The sequence below is a fragment of the Massilia putida genome (assembly GCF_001941825.1).
In the GTDB taxonomy this organism is placed as follows: domain Bacteria; phylum Pseudomonadota; class Gammaproteobacteria; order Burkholderiales; family Burkholderiaceae_D; genus Telluria; species Telluria putida.
Window position 1 is genome coordinate 2,257,457 of record NZ_CP019038.1, and the last position, 23,662, is coordinate 2,281,118.

Genomic DNA, 23,662 nt, shown 5'->3' on the forward strand with positions numbered 1-23,662 from the left:
GAATCAGCACAGCTTGCTGCCCGCAGCATCGCTGCACGCGGCCGGTGCGTGCGCCGTGCCGGCGCCCCGCAACGGCGCACGGCCGCCCACCTAGTCGGGCAGCGCGAAGTCGACCAGCACGCTCTTGAAACGCAGGTTGGCCTCGTAGGCCTGGCGTCCCAGGTCCTTGCCGATGCCCGAGCGCTTGTAGCCGCCGGTCGGTATCACGAAGTCGTTGCTGCGGCCATAGCGGTTGATCCAGACGGTGCCCGCCTCGAGACGGCGCGCGAAGCGCAACGCGCGGCCGATGTCCGCCGTGTGCAGTCCGGAGGCGAGACCATAGGCGGGATGGTCGGCCAGCGCCAGCGCCTCGTCGTCGTCGTCGAAGGTTTGCACGGTCAGCACGGGACCGAAGATCTCGTCGCGCACCGCCTCCATGTCGGCATGCACGCCGGTCAGGATGGTGGGCGCGTAATAGCCGCCGTCGCCTGCCGCGGCAAGCAGCCTGCCGCCGGTCACGATCTGCGCACCGGCCTGCACGGTGCGCTGCACGACGCCGTCGATGCGCGCGGCGTCGGACGGGCGGATGATCGGAGGCAGCGTCGTGTCCGCATGCCACGTCGGCCCGGCCTTGAGCGCGGCGAAGGCGCCGGCGATGCCGTCGACCAGGCGCTCGGCCACGCCGCGCTGCACGATCAGGCGCGAGCCCGCCACGCACACCTGGCCGGCATTGCCGGCGATGGCGCCGGCCACCATGCGTGCCGCGCGGTCGATATCGGGCGCGTCGGCGAACACGATCTGCGGACTCTTGCCGCCCAACTCCAGCGTGACGGGCTTCGTGCCGCACTCGGCGCACGCGGCCATGATGGCCGCGCCGGTGCGCGTGGAGCCGGTGAAGGTCACCTTGGCGATGCGCGGATGGCGCACGAGCGCATCGCCGGTCTCGTGCCCGGTGCCCTGGACGACGTTGAAGATCCCGGGCGGCATGCCGGCGGCGATGGCCAGTTCGGCCAGGCGCAGCACCGAGAACGGCGTCAGCTCGGACGGTTTCAGGACCACGGCGTTGCCGGCCGCCAGGGCCGGCGCGATCTTCCACGATGCCATCACCAACGGAAAATTCCATGGCGCGATCGCGCCGATCATGCCATACGGCTCGGCGATCGTCATGCCCAGGCTGTCGCTGCGCGTGGCCGCGACCTCGCCGCCCAGCTTGTCCGCCAGCTCGGCGAAGAAACGGATCCCCTCGGCGGTAAAGGGCACATCCCAGGCCAGCGCATCGCGGATCGGCCGGGTCGAGCCCACGCTCTCCAGCGGCGCCAGCGTGGACGCATCGGCTTCCACCAGGTCGGCCCAGCGGCGCAGCACGCGCGCCCGCTCGCGCGGCGGGCGGCGCGCCCAGTCGCCGTACCTGAACGCGTGCCAGGCGTTCTGCACGGCGCGATCGACCAGCGCGGCGTCGGCCACCGGCAGCTCGCCATACGCCCGGTTGTCGGAAGGACGGCGCACCTCCAGGCCCGCCCGGTCGTCGACCCAGGTGCCGCCGATGAAGTGCGCGCCGCGTACCGCCACCGAGTCGGGATTCAGGTTTTCCATCGAGATCATCCTTTAGTAGATTACATATAAGAAAACCCTTCGATGCTACCCCCGGGCCCGCAGCATTTAATGCGGTCGCAGGCATCCAAACTGCGCCAAGGTGGCGTAGTTCGTGCTTCTTCACAAGATCATGCTGCACGGCGAAGCGGCCCCTTTCGCTCTGGAGAATGCGTGTCCCGGGCCGCGCACGGGGCCATGCGGGCGTCGTCGACGCCGCAGCAATCCATGCTGTGCGATGCCGCCAAAACCGTTATTTCTGTTTCATCCGGCCAGCAAAACGGGATAATGCGGCAGAGCCGACATGGTGTAATGAGTCTCGGAAACACGGTCGTCGTAACGGCGGCGGTGTCGACGCCCCCTTTCATGACGCATGCACCGCGTGCGCACAACCGTTGACGATAGGAAGAACAGATGAGCACTCTCCGGCCGAAATACATCACCTTCGACTGCTACGGCACCCTGACCCGCTTCCGCATGGCCGACATGGCGCGTGCGACGTTCGCGGACCGGATTCCGGCCGAACGCATGGAGGAATTCGTGCTGCACTTCGCCGCCTTCCGGCTGGACGAGGTGCTCGATCCCTGGAAACCGTACGAGCAAGTCATCAAGAACTCGGTCGAGCGGGTCTGCAAGAAATGGGGCATCCCGTACGTCGAGGCGGAAGCGCAGGCGATCTACGATGCCGTGCCGTCCTGGGGCCCGCACGCGGACGTGCCGGACGCGCTGGCCAAGGTGGCCAAGGAGTTCCCGCTCGTGATCTACTCGAACGCCGCCAACGACCAGATCATGCACAACGTCGCCAAGCTGGGCGCGCCGTTCCACAAGGTGTTCACCGCGGAGACGGCCAAGGTCTACAAGCCGCGGCTGGCCGCCTTCCAGTACCTGCTCGACAACCTGAACTGCGGGCCGGACGACATCCTGCACGTGTCCTCGAGCCTGCGCTACGACCTGATGCCGGCGCACGACATGAGCATCAAGAACAAGGTGTTCGTGGCGCGCGGCCACGAGCCCTCGACCCCGCACTACGGCTACCATGAAATGAAGGACCTGTCGGGCCTGCCGGCCCTGCTCGGCCTGTGACCGCCCGCGCCCCGCTCTCTTATCAGGACTTGGCATGAAGCTCGAATCGTACTGGCTCGATACCGCCCCGGCGTTCCACGGCGCCGCCCAGGGCCCCGTGGACGGGCGCGCCGACGTGGTGGTGGTCGGTGGCGGATTTACCGGTCTGTCGGCCGCGCTGGCACTGGCACGCCGCGGCGCCTTCGTGACGCTGCTGGAGGCCGGCCGCGTCGCCGGCGAGGCATCGGGCCGCAACGGCGGCCAGTGCAACACCGGGCTGTTCCACGATGTCGCCGACCTGACGCAGAAAATCGGTGCGGAGCGGGTGCGCACGTTCTACCAGGCGTACGACGCCGCCGTCGATACCGTCGAGGCGCTCGTGCGCGACGAGGCCATCGCCTGCGACTTCCGCCGCTGCGGCAAGTTGAAGGTGGCGGCCAAGCCCGAACACTACGCCAAGCTGCAGCGCATCCACGCGCAGCTGGTCGAGTCGGTCGACCCCGGGGTGGAACTGGTGCCGCCGGAGCGCATGCGCGAGGAACTCGGGTCGGCCAGCTTCCACGGCGGCCTGCTGCAGCGCGGCGGCGCGCAGATGCACATGGGACGCTTCGGCGTCGGACTGGCCGAAGCGGCGGTGCGCGCGGGGGCGCGCGTGTTCGAAGGCGCGGCGGTGAACGCCATCGAACGCCGCCCCGGCGGCTTTCGCGTCGCCAGCACGCGCGGCACGATCGACGCCGCGCAGGTGTTCCTCGCCACCGGCAATTCCAGCCGCGGACCGTTCGCCCACTTCCGCCGCCGCCTGATCTCGGTGGGCAGCTTCATCATCGTCACCGAGCCGCTGGACGACGCGGTCCTCGACCGCCTGATGCCGACGCGCCGCAACTACGTCACCACCAAGAACATCGGCAACTACTTCCGCGTGACGCCCGACCAGCGCCTGCTGTTCGGCGGCCGTGCGCGCTTCGCGCTGTCCAACCCGAAGTCGGACGCCAAGAGCGGCCGCATCCTGGCCGACACCCTGGCCTCGGTGTTTCCCGAACTGGCCCGGACGCGCATCGATTACTGCTGGGGCGGACTGGTGGACATGACGGCCGACCGCCTGCCGCGCGCCGGCCAGCACGAGGGGATGTTCTATTCGCTCGGCTACAGCGGCCACGGCGTGCAGATGTCCGTGCACATGGGGCAGACGATGGCCGACGTCATGGCCGGCAAGGCCGAATGCAACCCGTGGCGCAGCCTGGACTGGCCCGCCATCCCCGGCTATCACGGCAAAGCGTGGTTCCTGCCGCTGGTGGGCGCCTATTACAAGCTGCAGGACCGGCTGCACTGACGGAGGCGCCGACATGAACGCCACCATCGCGCGCCTGCTCGCGCAACGCTTCGCCCTCGCCCTGCTGACCCTGATGATGGTATCGGTGGTGGTGTTTGCGATCACGAACCTGCTGCCCGGCGACGCCGCCGAGGAATCGCTGGGCCAGTCGGCCACGCCGGAAGCGGTGGCGGCGCTGCGCGCGCAGTTCGGCCTCGACCAGCCCGCGCCGCAGCGCTACGCGCGCTGGCTCGGCCACCTGCTCGGCGGCCATCCCGGCACGTCGCTCGTCAACGGCAAGCCGGTCGCGGAACTGATCGGCCAGCGCCTGCCCAGCTCCCTGGTACTGGCGGGCGTGACGGCGGCCGTCTCGGTGCCGCTCGCGCTGGCGCTCGGCATCCTGTCGGCGATGCTGCACGGCTCCTGGTTCGACCGTGCCGTCAACGTGGGCACGGTGGCACTGGTGTCGGTGCCGGAATTCCTCGTCGCGACGCTGGCCGTGCTGCTGTTCGCGGTCAAGCTGCGCTGGCTGTCGGCGCTCTCGCACACCGCCGATATCGCCTCGTTCGGCGGCTTCGTGCGCGCCTACGCGATGCCCGTCTTCACCTTGTGCTGCGTGATCGTCGCCCAGATGGCGCGCATGACCCGCGCCGCCCTGCTCGACCAGCTCGCCGCGCCCTACGCGGAGATGGCGCGCCTGAAGGGTGCGGGTCCGGTGCGTGTCGTGCTCCGGCACGCGCTGCCCAATGCGATCGGCCCGATCGCCAACGCGGTCGCGCTGAGCCTGTCCTACCTGCTCGGCGGCGTGCTGATCGTCGAGACGGTGTTCAACTACCCCGGCATCGCCAACCTGATGGTCGATGCCGTGACGACGCGCGACATCCCGCTCGTGCAAGCCTGCGCCATGATCTTCTGCGCCGCCTACCTGCTCTTGGTGACGCTGGCCGACGTCTGCGCGATCGTCGCCAACCCGAGGCTGAGGAACCAATGAACCGCCGTACCGCATCCCTCCCATCGCCGCTCGCGCTGCTCGGGCTGGCCATCACCGTGTTCTGGCTGCTGATGGCCCTGGCCGGGCCCTGGCTCGCGCCCCACGACGCCGCCGCGCTCGTCGACGACGACGTGTTCGGCCCGATCAGCGGCCGCTTCCCGCTCGGTTCCGACTACCTGGGCCGCGACATGCTGAGCCGCGTCCTGGTGGGTGCGCGCTTCACCGTGGCGCTGGCGCTGACGGCGGCCGCGCTGGCCAGCACCGGCGGCACCCTGCTCGGCCTGTTCGCGGCGACCGCCGGCGGCTGGATCGACAACGCCGTCAGCCGCGTGCTGGACACGCTGATCTCGATTCCCGGCAAGATGTTCGCGCTGATGATGGTGGCGTCGTTCGGTTCGTCGGCGCCGGTGCTGATCGCCACCGCGGCGGTCGGCTTCCTGCCCGGCGCCTACCGCATCGCGCGCGCACTGGCCGTGAACGTGCAGGCGATGGATTTCGTGCAGGCGGCGCGGGCGCGGGGCGAAGGCATGGCCTACATCACCTGCGTCGAGATCCTGCCCAACATCGTGCGCCCCGTGCTGGCCGACTTCGGCCTGCGCTTCGTGTTCATCGTGCTGCTGCTGTCCGGCCTGTCGTTCCTGAGCCTCGGCGTGCAGCCGCCGGACGCCGACTGGGGCTCGCTGGTGCGCGAGAACATCGCGGGGCTGAGCGAGGGCGCGCCGGCGGTGCTGGTGCCGGCGCTCGCGATCGCCTCGCTGACCATCGGCGTCAACCTGTGGATCGACAACCTGCGCGGCGGCGCCAAGGATGCATGAGATGAACACACTGGTACGGGTGAAGGACCTGCGGGTGGTCGCGCGCCGCGACGGCGGCGGCGAGACCGCGATCGTCAAGGGCGTCGGCTTTTCCATCGCCAAGGGCGAGGTGCTGGCCCTGATCGGCGAGTCCGGGTCCGGCAAGACCACCATCGCGCTGGCGCTGATGGGCTATGCGCGGCGCGGCTGCCGCATCGCCGGCGGCCAGGTCGAGGTGGCCGGCCGCCAGGTGCTCGCGCTCGATGCGCGCGGCCTGGCGCGGCTGCGCGGGCGCACCGTCGCCTACGTCGCCCAGAGCGCGGCGCTGAGCTTCAATCCGTCCAAGTGCCTGATGGACCAGGTGATCGAAAGCGCCGCCATCCACGGGACCATGACGCGCGCCGCGGCGCGGGCCAAGGCCGTCGAGCTGTTCCGCGCGCTGGCCCTGCCCGACCCCGAACACATCGGCGCGCGCTTCCCGCACCAGGTGTCCGGCGGCCAGCTGCAGCGGGTGATGGCGGCCATGGCGCTGATCACCGATCCCGAACTCGTGATCCTCGACGAACCGACCACCGCGCTCGACGTGACCACCCAGATCGACGTGCTGCGCGCCTTCCGCAACGTCGTGCGCCAGCTCGGCATCACCGCGGTCTACGTCTCGCACGACCTGGCGGTGGTGGCGCAGATGGCCGACCGCGTGGTGGTGTTGCGCGGCGGCGAGGTCAGGGAAGACAATACGACAGGCGGCCTGCTGACGGCGCCGCGCGACGCCTACAGTGCCAGCCTGCTGGCGGCGGCCGAACCGGTGCCGCGTCCGCTGGCCCCGCCCGCCGCGCCGGGCGGCGTCCCGCTGCTGGAAGTGCGCGACCTCGCCGCCGGCTACGGCGCCGTCGACGCCGCGGGTCTGCCTGCCGTGTGCATCCTCGACGGCATCGACCTGCGCATCGAGCGCGGTGCCACGGTCGGTGTCATCGGCGAGTCCGGCTCGGGCAAGACCACCCTGGCGCGCGTGATCGCCGGGATGGTCCCGGCGGCGCGCGGCAGCATCCTGCTCGACGGCGCGCCGCTGCAGGCGCAGGGCCGCACGCGCGAACAGTTCCGGCGCGTGCAGTTCGTGTTCCAGAACGCGGACACGGCCCTCAACCCGGCCCACACGATCGGCCGGATCCTGGCGCGCCCGCTCGAGTTCTATCACGGCATGCATGGCGAGACGCGGCGCCGCCGCGTGCTCGAACTGCTCGATCTCGTGCGCCTGCCGGCGGACGTCGCGGGCCGCCGGCCGGGCGAACTGTCCGGGGGCCAGAAGCAGCGCATCAACCTGGCGCGCGCGCTGGCCGCGCAACCCGAGCTGCTGCTGTGCGACGAGATCACGTCGGCGCTGGACACCGTGGTCGCCGCCGCCATCCTCGACCTGATGGCGGAACTGCGCCGCGAACTCGGCGTGTCCATGCTGTTCATCAGCCATGACATCAACACAGTGCGCGCGGTGTGCGACGACATCGTGGTGCTGTACGCCGGCCGCAAGGTCGAGTCGCGCCCGCGCGCGGCGCTGGTCGATGCGCCGCGCCATCCCTATGCCGAGCTGCTGGCGTCGTCGGTCCCGCAACTGCGCCAGGGCTGGCTGGACGAGGTCGAAGGACGCGGCCACGCCGCGCTGCCCGCCATCGCCCAGCCGGCCGGCGCGGCCGGCCTGTGCCCGTTCCTGGCGCGCTGCAGCGTGCGCGTGGACGGCCTGTGCACGACCAGCCCGCCGCCGCGCCAGCATCTGGACAACGGCGTCGAGATTTTGTGTCACCACGCCCCCGGCGCCCTCGCCCGGCAGCAGGGCGGCATCCACCCTGTCGAGGAGATCGCATGACCGCGCGCTTCGTACGGCTGGCCGAAACGGGCCGGCTGCTCATCCGTTTTACCGTCGACGGCCACCCGGCCGAGGCCCTCGAAGGCGACACCTTGCTGGTGGCGCTGCTGGGCAACGTGCGCAGCGTGCGCAGTTCCGAATTCGGCGACGGCCGGCGCGCGGGCTTCTGCCTGATGGGCGCCTGCCAGGATTGCTGGGTGTGGACCGCGCGCGGCGAACGCCTGCGGGCGTGCTCCACGCCGGTGGCCGAGGGGATGGCGATCCTCACCGACGCGACGGAGGCCGTATGGTAGGCCCGCGCATCGTCGTGGTGGGCACCGGCCCCGCCGGCGTGCGCTGCGCCGAGCAGCTGGTCGCGGCGGGAATACGGCCGGTCGTGATCGACGAGGGCGGGCGCGACGGCGGCCAGATCTACCGCCGCCAGCCCCCGAATTTCCGCCGCGGCTACGCCGACCTGTATGGCAGCGAAGCCGCCAAGGCCGACGCCCTGCACCGCGCGTTCGATGCCCTGCGCGACCGGATCGACTACCATCCCGGCACGCTGGCCTGGAACGTCACCGAGGGCGAGCTGCACCTGATGCGCGACGGCGCCGCCTGGCGCGCGCCCTACGACGCGCTGATCGTCTGCGCGGGCGCGACCGACCGCCTGATGCCGGTGAAGGGCTGGCAGCACGCCGGCACCTACAGCCTGGGCGCCGCCCAGGTGGCGCTCAAGTCGCAGGCCTGCTCGGTGGGCCGGCGCGTCGTCTTCCTGGGCAGCGGGCCGCTGCTGTATCTGGTGGCCGCGCAGTACCTGAAAGCCGGGGCGGCGATCGGCGCCGTGCTCGACACGGCACGCCTCTCCGACCGGGTCGCGGCGCTGCCGCGCCTGCTGGCCCGGCCCGGCGTGCTGCGCAACGGCCTGTCCTACATCGCCGCCCTGCGCCGCGCCGGCGTACCGCTGCTGTCCGGCGTCACCCCGGTCGAGATCACGGGCGACGCCGCGCGCGGCGTGGACGGCATCGTGGTGCGCGACGGCGCCGGCAGGGAGCGCCGCTTCGACTGCGATGCGGTGGCGATGGGCTACCACCTGCGCCCGGAGACGCAGCTGGCCGACCTGGCGCGCTGCGCCTTCCGTTTCGATGCCGAGGCGCGCCAATGGTTTCCCGAGGTGAGCCTGGAAGGACGCAGCTCCGTCAAGGGCGTCTACCTGGCGGGCGATGGCGCGCGCATCCTGGGCGCGGACGGCGCCGAGAATGCCGGCCGCCTGGCCGCCCTGTCCGCGCTGGCCGATCTCGGCCTGCCGGTGGACCGGGCCCGCGTCGCCGCCCTGCTGCGCGAGCAGGGCGTGATGGAACGCTTCCGCCGGGGCCTGGTGCGCGCGTTCCCATGGCCGGCCGGGCAGGCGGCCGACCTCGCGGACGACGCCATCGTATGCCGCTGCGAATGCATCACCGCGGGCGAACTGCGGCGCACCGTGCGCGAGATGGGCGCCGCCGAGGCCAACCGCGCGAAGGCGTTCAGCCGCGTCGGCATGGGCCGCTGCCAGGGCCGGTACTGCGGCCAGGCGGGCGCCGAGGTCGTCGCCCACGCGGCCGCCGTGCCGCTCGAACAAGTCGGACGGCTGCGCGGCCAGGCGCCCGTCAAGCCGCTCGCCATCGCCACCCGGGAGGAGACCCAATGAGTGCGCATACCTCGGACGTCCTGATCGTCGGGGGCGGCCTGATGGGCACGTCCACCGCCTTTTTCCTGCGCCGCCGCGGCATGTCGGTGACCCTGCTCGAACGCGGCCTGGTGGGCCAGCAGGCCAGCGGCACCAATTTCGGCAACGTGCGGCGCCAGGCGCGCTACCTGCTCCAGTTGCCGCTCGCCAACCGGTCGCTCGGCATCTGGCAGCGCCTGCCGGAACTGATCGGCGAAGACCTGGAATTCCTGCCCTCCGGCCACATCCGGGTCGCCTATACGCAGGACCAGGCCGGCGTGCTGGAACAGTATGCGCGCGACGCCCGCGACTACGGCCTCGAGCTGGAGCTGATCGGCGGTGCCGCGCTGCGCGCGCGCTATCCCTTCCTGGGACCGGAAGTGCGCGCGGCGTCGCTGTCGCCGCACGACGGCCACGCCAACCCGCGCCTGGCCGCGCCGGCCTTCGGGCGCGCCGCGATCCGCGCGGGCGCGCACATCGCGGAAAACACCGAGGTATTGGAAGTAGCGCGGGACGGCACGGCATTCCGCGCGAGCTGCGCCGACGGGCGCGTATACCGGGCGCCGGTCGCGCTGATCGCCAGCGGCGCCTGGGGCGACCGCATGAGCGCCGCGTTCGGCGAACCGGTGCCGCTGACCGCGCGCGGACCGCAGATGGCCGTCACCGAGCCGGTCCCGTATCGCATCGGCCCCACCGTCGGGGTGGCGAGCCAGCTGCTGCAGGAAACGATCTACTTCCGCCAGATCAAGCGCGGCAACATCATCTTCGGCGGCTGCGGCCGCGGCCCGGCCTACCCCGACCTGCGCCGCGCCTACGTGCTGCCGGAGCACACGCTGACCCAGTTCGACCAGCTCAAACGGCTCGCGCCGGCGGTGGCCCGCCTGAACATCATCCGGGTCTGGAGCGGCATCGAAGGCTATATGGACGACAATTTGCCGGTGATGGGCGCCAGCCGGGCCGTGAGCGGTCTGTACTACGCCTTCGGCTTCAGCGGGCATGGCTTCCAGCTCGGGCCGGGCGTCGGCGACGTCATGGCCGAGCTGATCGCCACCGGCAACACGTCGACGCCGATCGCACCGTTCGACATCGGCCGCTTCGCCGCGGCGTCGAAGGAGCTGCCGGCGCGGGCAACGACCGGTACCCAAAGCCCGGCCGGGTCCGCCGCCGTACCGTGTCAGCAACGGTGACGGACTTCCGATAACGAAAAAGGCCAGCTCGAAAGCTGGCCTATCTCATCAATTCATTGGTCGGGGCGAGAGGATTCGAACCTCCGACCACGTGCACCCCATGCACGTACGCTACCAGGCTGCGCTACGCCCCGACTCGGGCCACAATTATAACAGAGGCACGCAAGATGCCTAGCCTTTTTGTCACGAAGCATCTTGCCATTATTTCCACTCCCCCCGCAACGCCAGCACCTCGTCGTACAGCCCCTCCGGCGTCACCTCCTGCGGCGGCACCGGCTGCCCGACGGCCAGCGCCAGGCGCGAGCGCAGCCCGCGCGCGAACGAGCGCTCGAACACGTTCGACGGATCGCGCGAGAACACGCTTCCCCACAGCCCGCGCAGCGCCATCGGAATCACGGGTACCTGGCTGCGCGCGACGATCTTGGCGATGCCGCCGCGGAATTCGCTCATCTCGCCCGTGCGCGTCAGCTTACCTTCCGGGAAGATGCACACGAGTTCGCCCTCGTGCAGGGCCTGGGCGATGTCGACGAAGGCCTTCTCCATCAGCCACGGGTTTTCGTGCGCCGGCGCGATCGGGATCGCCTTGCCGGTGCGGAAGATGAAGCCCAGCAGCGGTATGTTAAAAATGCGGTGGTCCATCACGAAGCGGATCGGGCGCGGGCTCGCGGCCAGGATGACGATGGCGTCGACGTAGCTGACGTGGTTGCAGACGAGGACCGCGGCGCCCTCTTCCGGGATGCGCTCGACGTCCACCGTCGACACGCGGTGGATCGTGTGGATCAAGAGCCAGGCGAGGAAGCGCATCAGGAATTCCGGCACCAGCGAGAAGATGTAGATGGCGACGACCGCGTTCAGCAGCGCCGTCGTCAGGAACATCTCGGGGATGCCGAAACCGCGCCCGATCAGGAACACGGCGACGCCGGCCGACCCCACCATGAACAGCGCGTTGAGGATGTTCATGCCGGCGATGGTGCGCGAGACGTGGGCCGGGTCGCAACGCGTCTGGATCAGCGCGAACAGCGGGACAATGAAGAAGCCGCCGAACACGCCCAGCAGCAGGATGTCGGCCAGGATGCGCACCGTGCCGTGCTGCGCCAGCACCCCGACGGCATCCACCGGCGCCGTGTTCGTGTAGCCGAGGCTCGCGAAATACAGGTCGATGCCGAACAGCGACAGGCCGATGGCGCCGAACGGCACGAGGCCGATTTCGACCTTGCGGCCCGAGAGTTTTTCGCACAGCAGCGAGCCGGCGCCGATCCCCAGCGAGAAGATCGTCAGCAGCAGCACGAAGACGCTGTGGTCGCCGTGCAGGTACTCTTTCGCGTACAGCGGGAATTGCGACAGCACGAGGGCGCCGTAGAACCAGAACCAGGAATTGCCCAGCATCGACAGGAACACGGTGCGGTTCTTGCGCGAGAAGCCGATGTTGCGCACGGATTCCGCGACGAAGTTGGCGCTGATCTTCAATGTCGGTGCGGGCGCCGGCGACGCCGGGATGCGCCAGCTCGTGACGAGGCCCAGCACGGCGACGGCCAAGGTCCCGAATGCGACCAGGTGCACGCCGGTGGCGCCGTGGCCCGCGAGGATGGCGCCCATCACTTCGCCCAGCAGGATGCCGACGAAGGTACCCATTTCGATGACGCCGTTGCCGCCCACGAGTTCTTCCGGTTTCAGGTGCTGCGGCAGATAGGCGTATTTCACGGGGCCGAACAGGGTCGAGTGAACACCCATGCCGACGACGGCCGCGACGAGCAGCCACAGGGTGTGCGTCAGCCAGCCGGCGGCGGCGATGGCCATGATGACGATCTCCAGCACCTTGACGAAGCGCGCCAGCCGGCCCTTCTCGACCTTGTCAGCGATCTGGCCGGCGGTGGCGGAGAACACGACGTACGGCAGGATGAACAGGCCGGGAATCAGGTTGTTGAGCAGCGCGGCGGGCACCGTCGTCCACGACAGCGCGTCATAGGTCAGCACGACCAGCAGCGCCGTCTTGAACAGGTTGTCGTTGAAGGCGCCCAGGAACTGCGTCCAGAAGAACGGACCGAAGCGGCGCTGGGTCAGCAGGGCAAACTGGCTGGGGTGGTTCGGGTGGCTCATGTTCAATGGTGCGGATGGCGGGGATGCGACAATCTACAACACAACCGGCACGTTGAACACACAATGTTGCTGGGCGTGAATCAATGGTCGCGCATTCCGCTACCCGGATACGCCAAATCCGCGACCATCCACGACCAAGTCGCGCCCGGCGTCACCTGATCCGCATCCACGCCCGGTACAGCGGCCCGATCCCGAGCACCACGACGACCATCCGCGCGACGTGGAACGCCGTCACGACGGGCACGCCCAGGTGCAGCACGCGGGCCGTCAGCGCCATCTCCGCGATGCCGCCCGGCGACGTGGCCAGCACCATCGTCCCGGGATGCAGGCCCGTGATGCACGCCACGCAGAACGCGAACAGGCCGGCGAGCAGCAAGGTCACGCACGTGCACGCGGCCACGCTGGCCAGGTAGCGCGGCGCGGTGTGGACGAAACGCGGCGTGAAGCGCGTGCCGAGCGAGACGCCGATGAACAGCTGGCCCGTGCGGATCATCCATTCCGGCAGGCGCGAGAGCTGCACGCCGGCCGCCGTCAGCATCATCGCCACGATGAGGGGCCCGATCACCCAGGCGTTCGGCAGGCGCAGGCGTTTGAGTGCCAGCGCGGCGCTGGCCGTCAGGGCGATGAGCACGCACAGGCCGGCGACGTCGACGCGGCCGGCCAGCGGCGCGAACGAATCCAGGCCGGCGCCCCAGCCGTGGGCGGCGATCCAGCGCACCGCGAAGGGAATGCTGCCGACGACCATCATGATGCGCAGGCTGTGCGCGGCCGCCACCTTTTCGACGACGGCGCCATGGCGCTCGGCCTGCACGGCCATCTCGGACGCGCCGCCGACGGCCATGGCGAAGAAGGCCGTCGCGTCGTCGCTGCCGGACAGGCGGCGCAGCAGCGCGCCGCCGGCCATGCCGAGGCAGATGGCGAAGGAGACAGCGAGCGCGATCCAGCCGAGGTTACGGGCCAGCGCCGCCAGCACGGGGGCGCTGAAGTACAGGCCGAGGGCCGTGCCGATGGCCCACTGCCCCGCTTCGCGCGCCTGCACGGGCGCGGCCAGCCGCGCGCCCAGCATGCAGGCGAGCGCGGTGGAGAACAGGGGGCCGATCATCCACGGCAGCGGCGTGTCGAGGAAGATGCAGAGCTGCGCCGCCGCGAACGCCAGCGCGAGCGCGGGGGCGAACATCGACAGCTTGATCAGAACACCCAGAGCTTCTCGGCCGGCATCTCGAGCCAGTAATTGCCCGGGTCGACGCGGTGCTTCGAATAGGCGCGCACGCTCGCGTTGCCGTGCTTGAACAGGCATTCCCAGCGGTCGCCCAGGTACATGCAGGTCGACAGGGGCAGCTTGATGCCGTTCTCCACCGGCTCGCGGCCGATACGCACTTCTTCGACGCGGATCAGCGCGGACGCGTCGATGTCCGGATCGGACGCGCCGGTGCCGCGCGCCGTCGCGTTCAGCGCCATGCCTTCCACCTGCACGCGCGCCGCGACGCCGTTGCGTGCGACGACTCTAGCCGGCAGGCGGTTGTTACTGCCCATGAACTCCGCGGTGAACAGCGTGTCCGGCGATTCGTACATCGATTGCGGCGTGCCCTGCTGCTCGATCTTGCCGTTGTTGAGCAGGAGGATGCGGTCCGAGATCGCCATCGCCTCGGCCTGGTCATGCGTGACCATCAGCGCCGACAGGCCCAGGCGCACGATCAGCTCGCGCAGGAACGCTCTCGCTTCTTCGCGCAGCTTGGCGTCGAGGTTCGACAGCGGCTCGTCGAGCAGGATGACGGGCGGGTTGTAGACCAGCGCGCGGGCGATCGCCACGCGCTGCTGCTGACCGCCCGAGAGCTGGTGCGGGAAGCGTTCGCCCAGGTGGCCGAGGCCCAGCTGCGCGAGCACCTCGCGCACTTTCGGCTCGATGTCGCGCGCGGTCATCTTGCGCAGCTTGAGGCCGTAGGCGACGTTGTCGAACACGGTCTTGTGCGGCCACAGCGCGTACGACTGGAACACGAGGCCCAGGTTGCGCGCCTCGGCCGGCAGTTCCAGCTTCTTGCTGCCGTCGAACACGCGGCGCTCGCCGATGTCGATCGTGCCCGACTTCGGACTTTCCAGGCCGGCCACGGCGCGCAGCAGCGTGGTCTTGCCGCTGCCCGAAGGGCCCAGCAGCGCCACGACTTCGCCGCGCTGCAGGTGCATCGACACGCCCTTCAGGATCGGGTTGGCGGTGGCGCCATGGCCGTAGTCGAGATGCAGGTCGTTGACGGTCAAAACGTTCATGATGTTGTCTCGCATTGAATTAATTGTGCAACTTGACGCCGAAGCGCAGCGCGATGCCCAGGCCGATGGCCACGAGCGTGATGTTGATGAACGAGAGCGCGGCCACGAGGTCCGTCGAGCCGCCCGCCCACAGCGACACGAGCATCGCGCCGATCACCTCGGTGCCGGGCGACAGCAGGTACACGCCCGTCGAGTATTCGCGTTCGAAGATCAGGAACACCATCAGCCAGGCGCCCAGCATGCCGAACTTGATCAGGGGGAGCGTCACGTCGCGGGTGACGCGGCCGCGGCTCGCGCCCACGGCACGGGCCGCCTCTTCCAGTTCCGGGCCGACCTGCAGCAGCGACGTCGACACGAGGCGCATGCCGTACGCGAGCCACACGACGGAGTACGCGAGCCACAGCGCGAAGATCGTCGAGCGCAGCTGGCGCAGTTGCGGGATGAAGTGCTCCGACAGCCACGCGGCGACACTGTTGTCCATGCCGTGCAGGAGGCCGTCCAGCCAGCTCGGCACGAACAGGAACACCCACAGGAACGACAAGCCGGCCAGCAGGCCCGGCACGGCGCGCGGCACGAGCACGCTGTAGTCCAGCAGGCGCGTGACGCCGTCGTTCTTGCGGTGCATGGCCAGCGCGATCGCGGTGTAGCAGGCCACGGCGAGCGCGCCGCCGATCACGCCGATCAGGATCGTGTTGACGATGCCGCGCACGAGCGACGGCTGCTCGAAGATGTCGCGGAAGTGCTGCAGCGTGAGCACGTCGGCCAGCTTGACGCCCTCGCCCCAGTACTCGACGAACGAGCGCAGCACGATGCCGGACAGCGGCAGCACGATGGTCACGAGGATCCAGGCGCCCAGCACGGCCAGCGCGGCCCACTTCCACTTGCCCAGGGCGAGCGGCTTCTGGCGCGCGCCCTTGCCCTTGATCGAGACGTATTTGTTGGCCGACTTGAGCAGCCAGCGCTGCAGCATCACGAGCGGCAGGGTCACGGCGACGAGGCACACGGCGACGGCGGCCATGAGGTGGTACGACGGCGTGCCGAGCTTATTGGTCAGCTTGTACAGGTACGTGGCGAGCACGAGGTGGCCTTCCGGGTCGCCCAGCACGAGCACGAGGCCGAACACTTCGAAGCCGAGGAAGAACACGAGGACGCCCGCATACGCGAGTGCCGGCATGATCATCGGCAGCGACACGTTGAACATCACCTGCCACGGCGAGGCGCCCGAGACGCGCGCCGCTTCCTCCACGTCGGAGCCGAGGCTCTTCAGTGCGGACGAGGCGTACAGGTACACGTGCGGCACGTGCGTGAGGCCGGCGATGACGACGATGCTGGTGAACGAATACACGTTCCACGGGATGAAGCCGAGCAGTTCGTGCATCCACGTCGAGTAGAAGCCCACGGGGCCCATCGAGACGACGTAGCCGAAGCCCATCACCATGGGCGACACGAAGATCGGCACGAGCAGCAACGGCGCGATCCAACCGCGGCCCGGCAGGTCGGTGCGGACCATCAGGAAGGCGAGCATGCCGCCCAGCGGCACGGCGATGGCGGCCAGGCCGGAAGCCAGCAGCATGCCGTTCTTGAAAGCGAGCCAGAAGTCGGCGTCGTCGAAAATGAAACGGAAGGCGTCCAGCCCGAGCATCTTGTCGGGCATGAAGAACGGCGCCGTCAGGAAGCTCTGGTAGAAGACCAGGAACAGCGGCAGGAAAATGGCCACGCAGGTCAGCAGCACGACGACGCCGCGCGTCCAGTTGAAGCGCGGTGCGCGCACGGCCGGCAGGCTGCCGGTGCCGTCGGCGCCCTTGGTTTCCAGTGGCATGGTTGAAGTAGGCATGGGAATATCCGATCGATTTGAATCCGGCGGTCACTTGCTGCCGTCGTCCTCGCTTTCGCGAGGACGACGAGTAAGCGACTTACTTCTTGCCCGCAGTCGCCTTCCACTCCTTCAGGAAGGCCATGCGGATGGCCGGATCGAGGTACTCCGCCACGGCCGGGCTGACCGGCAGCGGACGGACGTTCTTCTCGCCCACCTGCTTGATCAGGTCACTCGACGTCGTTTCGCCCGTGACGTCGGCGCGGATCGCGTACAGCTTGGCGCCGTTAGCGACGATCGTCTGGCCGCGCTGCGACAGCATGTAGTCGATCCACAGCTTGGCCGCGTTCGGGTGCTTGCTCGCCTTGTTGATGAACTGGACGCGCGAGATGATCAAGGTGTAGTCCTTCGGCAGCACGACGCCCAGCGACGGGTCGGTCTTGGCGCGCACCATCGCGTACGAACCGAGCACGTTGTAGCCGATCAGGTTTTCGCCCGACGAGATCCGCTCCAGCATGGTGCCGGTCGACGACTGCACGCGCACCTTGGCCGCGCCGAACGCCTGTTCCAGCTGTTTGAATTGCGGGAAGTCGTGCTCGTCCTGCGTCATGAACATGAAACCAACGCCGGACTTCTCGATGTCGTACGTCGTGACCTTGTCCAGGAACTTGGGCTGCTGGATGATGCGCACGAAGTCCGCGTGGGTCTGCGGAACTTCCTCGGGCTTCAGCAGACGCTTGTTGTAGACGAAGGCGGCCGGCTCGAAGGTGGTGCCGTACGCCGTGTCCTTCCACACGGCCCAGCCGGGGATCTTGGACGATTCGACGGATTTGTACGCCATCGCGTAGCCGCCCGCGGCCAGCTTCATCTGCAGGTCCATCGCGGAGGACCACAGCACGTCGGCCGTGTCGCCGCCGGCCGCGTTTTCGGAGATGAAGCGGTTATAGACTTCGGTCGAGTTCATGTCGTTGTACTCGACCGTGATGCCCGGGTACAGCGTGTTGAAGTCCTTGATCAGCGGCGCCGCGGCCTTGCTGTCGGTGGCGCCGTAGATCACCAGCTTGCCTTCCTTCTTGGCGCCGTCGATCAGTTGCTGGTAGGCGGCGGGATAGCCGGCCGGGACCTCCGCCTGCACCTGCGCGGTCAGCGAAAAAGCGGTGGCGGCGATGGCGATGGCGACTGCGGTCTTCTTGATCTTGAAATTCATGGTTGTCTCCTGGGGTGTTGTCAGTGTTCGCGGACCAGGTTGAATTCCCTGGCCTGTCGGTTGTAATCCATGATGGCCTGCTTGACCCAGCGCTTGAGGGCGTCGCCCGTGAGCGAGAAGGGATACAGGCCGGCGGTCAGCCGCAGCTGCGCGAAGTCTTGTGTCGCCTGCATGCGGGCGAAGGCGCCGACCCAGCGGCGGTAATCGGCATCCGGCACGTCGGGCCCCATCCACACGCCGCGGATCACGGGCCACACGATGTCGTAGCCTTGTTCGCGCGCTGTCGGCACCGCCGCCAGCACGCCCGGCAGGCGCCGTTCGGACAGCACGGCCAGCACGCGCACCTTGCCGGGACCGGCATACAGCACCGCTTCCGAGGCGTCGCCCGAAATCACCTGCACGTAGTTGGCGCTCATCGCCGTGAACGTCTCGCCGCCGCCTTCCAGCGCGACGAAGCGCAGGCGGCGTGGCTCGATGCCGGCCTGGCGCGCCAGCAGCGCGATCTTCATCCAGTCCTGGCTGCCGATGGTGCCGGACACGCCGATCAAGACCTGCTGCGGATCGCGCTTGATCGCATCCATCAATTCGCCGAGGCTGTGCCAGGGCGAATCGGCGCGCACCGCCACCATCCCATAGTCGACACCGAGCGCCGCGACCCAGCGCACGTCGTCCGCCGTCGCCTTGCCGAACTTGCCCTCGGCGAGGTTGAGCAGCGAACCGCCCGAGAACGCGACGAGGGTGTCCGGCTCGGCGCGCCGCTGCGACACGAGGGTGTGCCACGCGACGGCGCCGATCCCGCCCGGCAGGTAGGCCAGCTTGAGTTTCGCGTCAGGCAAGGCCTTTTGGGCCAGCTTGCACGTCAGGTCCATGGCCCCGCCGGGTTTGGACGGGACCACGCATTCGGCGCCGGCGGATGCCGCCGACGCGGCCAGCGAGGCCGCGAACAGCGCCGCGGCGGCCAGGAGGTGGATGGCGCGCTTCATGATGTTGCGGCCGCGGGTCGTGGATCAGAACCGGTGCTGGATGCCGGTGGTGATGCCGGTCTGCGTGGTCGCGAAGCCCGGATCGTCACGCGACAGGCCCACGAGCTGGCCGTGGTCGGCCTTCGCGTGCGCGGCCGCCACGTACAGCCAGGTGCGCTTGGACAGCGAGTACATGGCGCGCGCCACGTACATCGTCGGATCCGCGTCCTTCGCGGCCGGCAGGTTCTTCGTGTTGACGTGGTAGACCGCGCCCGTCAGGGTCCAGGGGTAGACCTCGTAGGTGGCGCCGCCCCAGTACGTGTCGCCCTTCACGTCCGCCGTATTGGCCTTGCCCGATTGGAGCTTGTAGCCGCGCATGCCGGCGGTGTAGCGCATCGGGCCCGCCTTGTAGTCGGCGCCGAGGTGGAAGGCGGTCGTCTTGTCGCGGTTGCCGGTGGCGGCCACCGTGTTGCCGTTGACCTGTTCGTACGCCGCCATCAGGCCGACGCCGCTGCCGAACCACGAACCGCCGACCGCATACTTGCGGCTATCGGCGCTGTTGCCGGCCTGTTCGCCCAGGCCGACGGTGGCGCCGTAGGTGAAGCCGCCGGTGTGACCCGTGTACTTGATCAGGTTGTCGAACGCGGTCGTCATGCCGTACTTCGACGGGCCGGTGGCGCTGCCGCTCGTCGCCCACGAATAGTTTGGCGCGAAGCCCATCGGGTCGAACTTGATGACCAAGTCATAGGTCGTCGTGAACGAACGGCCGAGCAGGACCTGGCCGAAGCCGCCTTCGAGGCCGACGTTGGCCTGGCGCTTGAACAGGTTGCCGTCCTGGGCGCCGGTATCCATCAGGATGCCGCCTTCCAGGTTGAATACCGCCTTCAGGCCGTTACCCAGATCCTCGGTGCCCCGGAAACCCCAGCGCGACGTGTTCTTGCCGCCCGAGATCACGCGCACCTGGCTGCCGTCGTTGGCGGCGGCGTGGTTCACGTACTCGACGCCGGCGTCCATGATGCCGTAGATCTGGACGTTGGTCTGTGCGGATGCGTTCAGGGAAAGCGCTGCCAGGACGGCAAGCGCGAGGGCCGATTTCTTCATAGTGTCTCCGTTGTTGTCATCAATGCGGTCGTTTGCCGCCTCGTGAGACCAAGGATAGGGTCGCTTAGCTTTCAATCAGCTTTCACTGAACCTTTCAATATCTGCATTGTGGAAAACACGTAGCATCGCAGCCACGGCGCTTTCGGCGCGCGCCCTTTGCGCTTACACTGATGCGATGCGAATCCTGTTAGTCGAAGACCATGTCGAGCTGTCCCACTGGGTATCCAAAGCCCTGCGCGACGCCAATCTCACCGTCGAATGCGCCGCCACGGGCGCCGATGCCGACGCGCTGCTGCACACCCAGGACTACGCGCTCGTGATCCTGGACCTCACCTTGCCGCGCATGGACGGCCTGGAAGTGCTGCGCCGCCTGCGCGCGCGCGGCGGCACGCGCGGGCGCACGCCGGTGATGATCCTGACGGCGCGCGGCGGCCTGGAAGAACGCGTGCAGGGCCTGAACCTGGGCGCCGACGACTACCTCGCCAAGCCGTTCGAGCTGGCGGAACTGGAAGCGCGCGTGAAAGCCTTGTTGCGGAGGAGCGTCGGCAACGAGGCCGTCGTGCACCGCTGCGGGCAACTCAGTTTCGACACCGTCGCGCGCATGTTCACCTACTGCGGCGAGCCGCTGGCGCTCACGCCGCGCGAGCACGCCGTGCTGGAAGCGCTCATTTCGCGTCCGGGCCGCGCGCTGTCGAAAGAAAAGCTGTTCGACGACGTGTTCGCGCTGGACGACGACGCCAACCTCGACGCCATCGAACTGTACATCCACCGGGTGCGCAAGAAGCTGGACAAGCGCCCCGACGGCGGCGCCGCCATCGCCACGCTGCGCGGCATCGGCTATCTGCTGCAGGAACGGCCGCCCGCCGGGTCCTGAATCCCGCGATGCCGTCCGTCTCCGCATCGATCCCGCTGCTGGCGCGCCTGTGGCCGCGCCGGCGCGCGGCCGGAGAAGACATTCCCGCGCCATTGGGCAGCCTGCGCAACCAGCTGCTGCGCTGGCTGATCGTGCCCCTCGTGATCCTCGTGGCGGCCAACGCCGTGTCGCTGTACCGCGACGCGCTCGACGCCGCCGACATCGCGTACGACCGTTCGCTGCTCGCGTCCACGCGCGCGCTGGCGGAGCGGGTGTCGGTCCGCGACGGCAAGGTCGTTGCGGACGTGCCCTATGTGGCACTGGACAGCTTCGAGACCGATACGCTGGGCCGCATCTACTACCGCGTGGGCGGCCTGCACGGCGAGACGGTGTCCGGCTACGACGACCTGCCGCCCGTGCCGAAGAACACGCCCCGCTCGGAACTGTATCCGGCCCTCGTGCGGTTTTATCACGCCGACTACAACGGCGAACCGGTACGCATCGCCGCACTGCTGCAGCCCGTGTACGACGATTCCATGCGCGGCATCGCGCTGATCCAGGTGGGCGAGACGCTCGACGCGCGCCGCGCGCTGTCGCGGCGCATCCTGTTCAATACCCTGTGGCGCCAGGCGCTGCTCGTGCTGGCCGTCGCCACGCTGGTGTGGTTCGCGGTGCGGCTCGTGCTGCAGCCGCTGATGCGATTGAAGCAGGTCGTGGAGACGCGCGCGATCTCCGACCTGTCCGACGTCGACGAAGCCCTCGTGCACCGCGAAGTGCGCCCGCTGGTGGCCGCGATGAACGGCACGATGGCGCGGATGCAGAACCTGATCGCGAGCCAGCGCCGCTTCATCGCCGACGCGTCGCACCAGCTGCGCACGCCGCTGACCGTGCTGAAGACCCAGGCCGAGCTGGCCCTGCGCGAAAACGATCCGGCCGCGATGCAGGCCATCGTGCGCTCGATCGCGGCGACGACCGATTCCACGGTCCACCTGGCCAACCGCCTGCTGACGCTCGCCCGCATCGAGCATGGCGGCGCGAACGCCGCGCTGGCGCCCGTCGTGCTGTCCGACGTGGCGCGCCAGGTGGGACTGGAACTGGCCCTGCCCGCCGTCCAGAAAGGCATCGACCTGGCGCTGGAAGCGGAAGACGACGGCGCGACGACGATCGCGGGCCAGGCGCTGCTGCTGCACGAACTGGTGAGCAACCTGGTCGACAACGCGATCCGCTACACGCCGCCGGGCGGCATCGTGCTGCTGCGCGTGCGGCGGCTGGTAGGCAGGGTCGTGCTCGACGTGCAGGACAGCGGGCCAGGGCTCGACCCGTCCGAATACGACAAGGTGTTCATGCCGTTCTACCGTGCGCAAACGGCGCTGGAGAGCAATCCGGGCGGCACGGGGCTCGGGCTGGCCATCGTGCGCGATATCGCGACCGTGCACGGCGCGACGCTCGCCCTCGACCGCGCGGAGGGCGGGCGCGGGCTGAAGGTCAGCGTCACGTTCGCGGTGCCGTGACATATGCGATGGTGAGCACGGGGTGCCCACGCGTGACGTTTGCGTTACGCCACCGTCACCGATAATCCTCCGGCGTCAGCCCGTACTTCTGCATCTTGTAATACAACGTCTGCTTCGGCACGCCCAGCGTGGCGGCGACGTCCACGACGCTGCCGCCCGCCCGGCGCAATTCCTGCTCGATGACGGCGCGCTCGAACGCGCCGACCTGGTCGGCCAGGGGCACCGGCGCCGCCGTGCGCGCGGCCAGCAGGCCGTCCGCGCCGCTGGACAGGCCCAGCACGAAGCGCTCGGCGATATTGCGCAGCTCGCGCACGTTGCCCGGCCAGTCGTGCGCCATCAACGATTGCATCAGCGGCCCCGGCACCGTGGGCACGCCGCGCTTGTAGCGCGCCGCCGCGCCCAGCATGAAGTGCTCGAACAACAGCGGAATGTCCTCGCGCCGCTCGCGCAACGGCGGCAGGTTCAGCACGATCAGGTTCAGCCGGTAGTACAGGTCGCTGCGGAATTTCTGCTGGTCGGACCATTCCTTCAGGTCGACCTTGGACGCGGCGATCACGCGCACGTCCACCGGGACGGGATTGTTCGAGCCGAGCCGCTCGACGTAGCGCTCCTGCAGCACGCGCAACAGCTTCACCTGCAAATTCAGCGGCAGGCTTTCGACTTCGTCGAGGAACAGCGAGCCTTTGTGGGCGTGCTCGATCTTGCCGACCTGGCGCTTGGTCGCGCCGGTGAAGGCGCCCGGCTCGTGGCCGAACACTTCGCTCTCGAAGATGTTTTCCGGGATCGCGCCGCAGTTGAGGGCGACGAACTGGTGCGCGCGGCGGTGGCTGAACTGGTGCAGGCAGCGCGCCACCATCTCCTTGCCGGTGCCGGTTTCGCCGTAGATCAGCACATCGGCCGATTCGTCGGCCAGGTCCAGGATCAGGCGGCGCAGGTCGCGCATGGGGGCCGAATCGCCCAGCAGCATGGCCTCGATCCCTTCGCCGTTCGCGATGCGGTGGCGCAGCGTTTCGACCTCCAGGATCAGGCGCCGCGTTTCCAGCGCGCGCTGCACGGCCTCGACCAGCTGTTCCGATGAATACGGCTTGGCGATGAAATCGTAGGCGCCGCCGCGCATCGCGCCCACCGCCATCGAAATGTCGCCGTGGCCGGTCACCAGGATCACCGGCACCTGCGCATCGATGGCCTTGACCGCGGCCATCAGTTCGAGGCCGCTCATGCCGGGCAGGCGCACGTCGCTGACGATGACGCCGGCAAAGCCGGGCGCCACCCCCGCCAGCGCCGGCTCGGCGGCGTCGAACGCGTCGACCTGGAAGCCGGCCAGGTCGAGCGCCTGCGCGCTGCCTGCGCGGACGACGGCGTCGTCTTCCACGAGCAGGACTTTCATGGATTCGTATGGTGACAT

At 68.9% G+C, this 23,662-nt stretch carries 19 protein-coding genes and 1 tRNA gene; 10 read left to right on the forward strand and 10 right to left on the reverse strand.

From position 1 onward, the window contains the following. Positions 1-90: 90 nt before the first annotated feature. A complete protein-coding gene (locus tag BVG12_RS12340; RefSeq protein ID WP_075796329.1) occupies positions 91-1,572 on the reverse strand; it encodes an aldehyde dehydrogenase family protein in 1,482 nt (493 codons plus the stop codon). A gap of 411 nt (positions 1,573-1,983) precedes the next feature. Between BVG12_RS12340 and BVG12_RS12345 the strand changes: the two genes are divergently transcribed. From BVG12_RS12345 to BVG12_RS12380, 8 genes are read left to right on the forward strand one after another with little or no spacing between them, the layout of a single operon-like run. Continuing rightward, positions 1,984-2,652 carry a haloacid dehalogenase type II gene (locus BVG12_RS12345; RefSeq protein ID WP_075792641.1) on the forward strand — a complete coding sequence of 223 codons (669 nt, stop codon included), beginning with the start codon at positions 1,984-1,986 and terminating at the stop codon, positions 2,650-2,652. A 34-nt stretch (positions 2,653-2,686) separates the two neighbouring features. After that, on the forward strand, positions 2,687-3,961 hold the full coding sequence (locus BVG12_RS12350) for an NAD(P)/FAD-dependent oxidoreductase (protein ID WP_075792642.1): 1,275 nt from the start codon (positions 2,687-2,689) through the stop codon (positions 3,959-3,961). Positions 3,962-3,974: 13 nt separating this feature from the next. Continuing rightward, positions 3,975-4,931, forward strand: a complete 957-nt coding sequence (locus BVG12_RS12355; protein WP_075792643.1) for an ABC transporter permease — start codon at positions 3,975-3,977, stop codon at positions 4,929-4,931. Next, on the forward strand, positions 4,928-5,746 hold the full coding sequence (locus BVG12_RS12360) for an ABC transporter permease (protein WP_075792644.1): 819 nt from the start codon (positions 4,928-4,930) through the stop codon (positions 5,744-5,746). Before BVG12_RS12355 ends, BVG12_RS12360 begins: the two co-directional genes overlap by 4 nt. 1 nt (position 5,747) lies before the next feature. After that, the gene (locus BVG12_RS12365; protein WP_075792645.1) at positions 5,748-7,583 is read left to right on the forward strand and encodes an ABC transporter ATP-binding protein; all 1,836 of its coding nucleotides are present in this window, start codon (positions 5,748-5,750) and stop codon (positions 7,581-7,583) included. Then, on the forward strand, positions 7,580-7,876 hold the full coding sequence (locus BVG12_RS12370; protein WP_075792646.1) for a (2Fe-2S)-binding protein: 297 nt from the start codon (positions 7,580-7,582) through the stop codon (positions 7,874-7,876). The genes BVG12_RS12365 and BVG12_RS12370 overlap by 4 nt, the downstream gene beginning before the upstream one ends. Beyond that, entirely contained in the window at positions 7,870-9,246 is a 1,377-nt protein-coding gene (locus BVG12_RS12375) for an FAD/NAD(P)-dependent oxidoreductase (RefSeq protein WP_075792647.1), read from the forward strand. The genes BVG12_RS12370 and BVG12_RS12375 overlap by 7 nt, the downstream gene beginning before the upstream one ends. Further along, positions 9,243-10,451, forward strand: a complete 1,209-nt coding sequence (locus tag BVG12_RS12380) for an NAD(P)/FAD-dependent oxidoreductase (protein ID WP_075792648.1) — start codon at positions 9,243-9,245, stop codon at positions 10,449-10,451. The genes BVG12_RS12375 and BVG12_RS12380 overlap by 4 nt, the downstream gene beginning before the upstream one ends. A 57-nt stretch (positions 10,452-10,508) precedes the next feature. Here the strand turns inward: BVG12_RS12380 and BVG12_RS12385 are convergent. The 8 genes from BVG12_RS12385 to BVG12_RS12420 all read right to left on the reverse strand — a co-directional run bounded on the left by BVG12_RS12385 (position 10,509) and on the right by BVG12_RS12420 (position 19,893). After that, positions 10,509-10,585 (reverse strand) — tRNA-Pro (locus BVG12_RS12385). Positions 10,586-10,652: 67 nt separating this feature from the next. Next, on the reverse strand, positions 10,653-12,548 hold the full coding sequence (locus tag BVG12_RS12390; RefSeq protein WP_075792649.1) for an MFS transporter: 1,896 nt from the start codon (positions 12,546-12,548) through the stop codon (positions 10,653-10,655). Positions 12,549-12,699: 151 nt separating this feature from the next. After that, complete coding sequence (locus tag BVG12_RS12395) at positions 12,700-13,725, reverse strand: AbrB family transcriptional regulator (protein WP_075792650.1); 1,026 nt, start codon at positions 13,723-13,725, stop codon at positions 12,700-12,702. 11 nt (positions 13,726-13,736) lie between these two features. After that, positions 13,737-14,810, reverse strand: a complete 1,074-nt coding sequence (locus BVG12_RS12400) for an ABC transporter ATP-binding protein (protein WP_075792651.1) — start codon at positions 14,808-14,810, stop codon at positions 13,737-13,739. Between the two features lie 19 nt (positions 14,811-14,829). Beyond that, the gene (locus BVG12_RS12405; protein WP_156895846.1) at positions 14,830-16,629 is read right to left on the reverse strand and encodes an ABC transporter permease; all 1,800 of its coding nucleotides are present in this window, start codon (positions 16,627-16,629) and stop codon (positions 14,830-14,832) included. Between the two features lie 94 nt (positions 16,630-16,723). Beyond that, positions 16,724-17,830, reverse strand: coding sequence for an ABC transporter substrate-binding protein (locus BVG12_RS12410; RefSeq protein WP_075792652.1), 1,107 nt, complete (start codon positions 17,828-17,830; stop codon positions 16,724-16,726). Between the two features lie 20 nt (positions 17,831-17,850). Beyond that, positions 17,851-18,813, reverse strand: a complete 963-nt coding sequence (locus BVG12_RS12415; protein WP_075792653.1) for a tripartite tricarboxylate transporter substrate binding protein — start codon at positions 18,811-18,813, stop codon at positions 17,851-17,853. A 24-nt stretch (positions 18,814-18,837) separates the two neighbouring features. Continuing rightward, entirely contained in the window at positions 18,838-19,893 is a 1,056-nt protein-coding gene (locus BVG12_RS12420) for a porin (RefSeq protein WP_075792654.1), read from the reverse strand. Between the two features lie 175 nt (positions 19,894-20,068). Between BVG12_RS12420 and BVG12_RS12425 the strand changes: the two genes are divergently transcribed. Then, a complete protein-coding gene (locus BVG12_RS12425) occupies positions 20,069-20,767 on the forward strand; it encodes a response regulator (RefSeq protein WP_075792655.1) in 699 nt (232 codons plus the stop codon). A gap of 8 nt (positions 20,768-20,775) precedes the next feature. Beyond that, positions 20,776-22,257 (forward strand): sensor histidine kinase, encoded by a 1,482-nt coding sequence (locus tag BVG12_RS12430; RefSeq protein WP_075792656.1) that lies wholly within the window; start codon positions 20,776-20,778, stop codon positions 22,255-22,257. A 55-nt stretch (positions 22,258-22,312) separates the two neighbouring features. Here BVG12_RS12430 and BVG12_RS12435 read toward each other — a convergent pair whose 3' ends face one another. Continuing rightward, positions 22,313-23,662, reverse strand: coding sequence for a sigma-54-dependent transcriptional regulator (locus tag BVG12_RS12435; protein ID WP_075792657.1), 1,350 nt, complete (start codon positions 23,660-23,662; stop codon positions 22,313-22,315).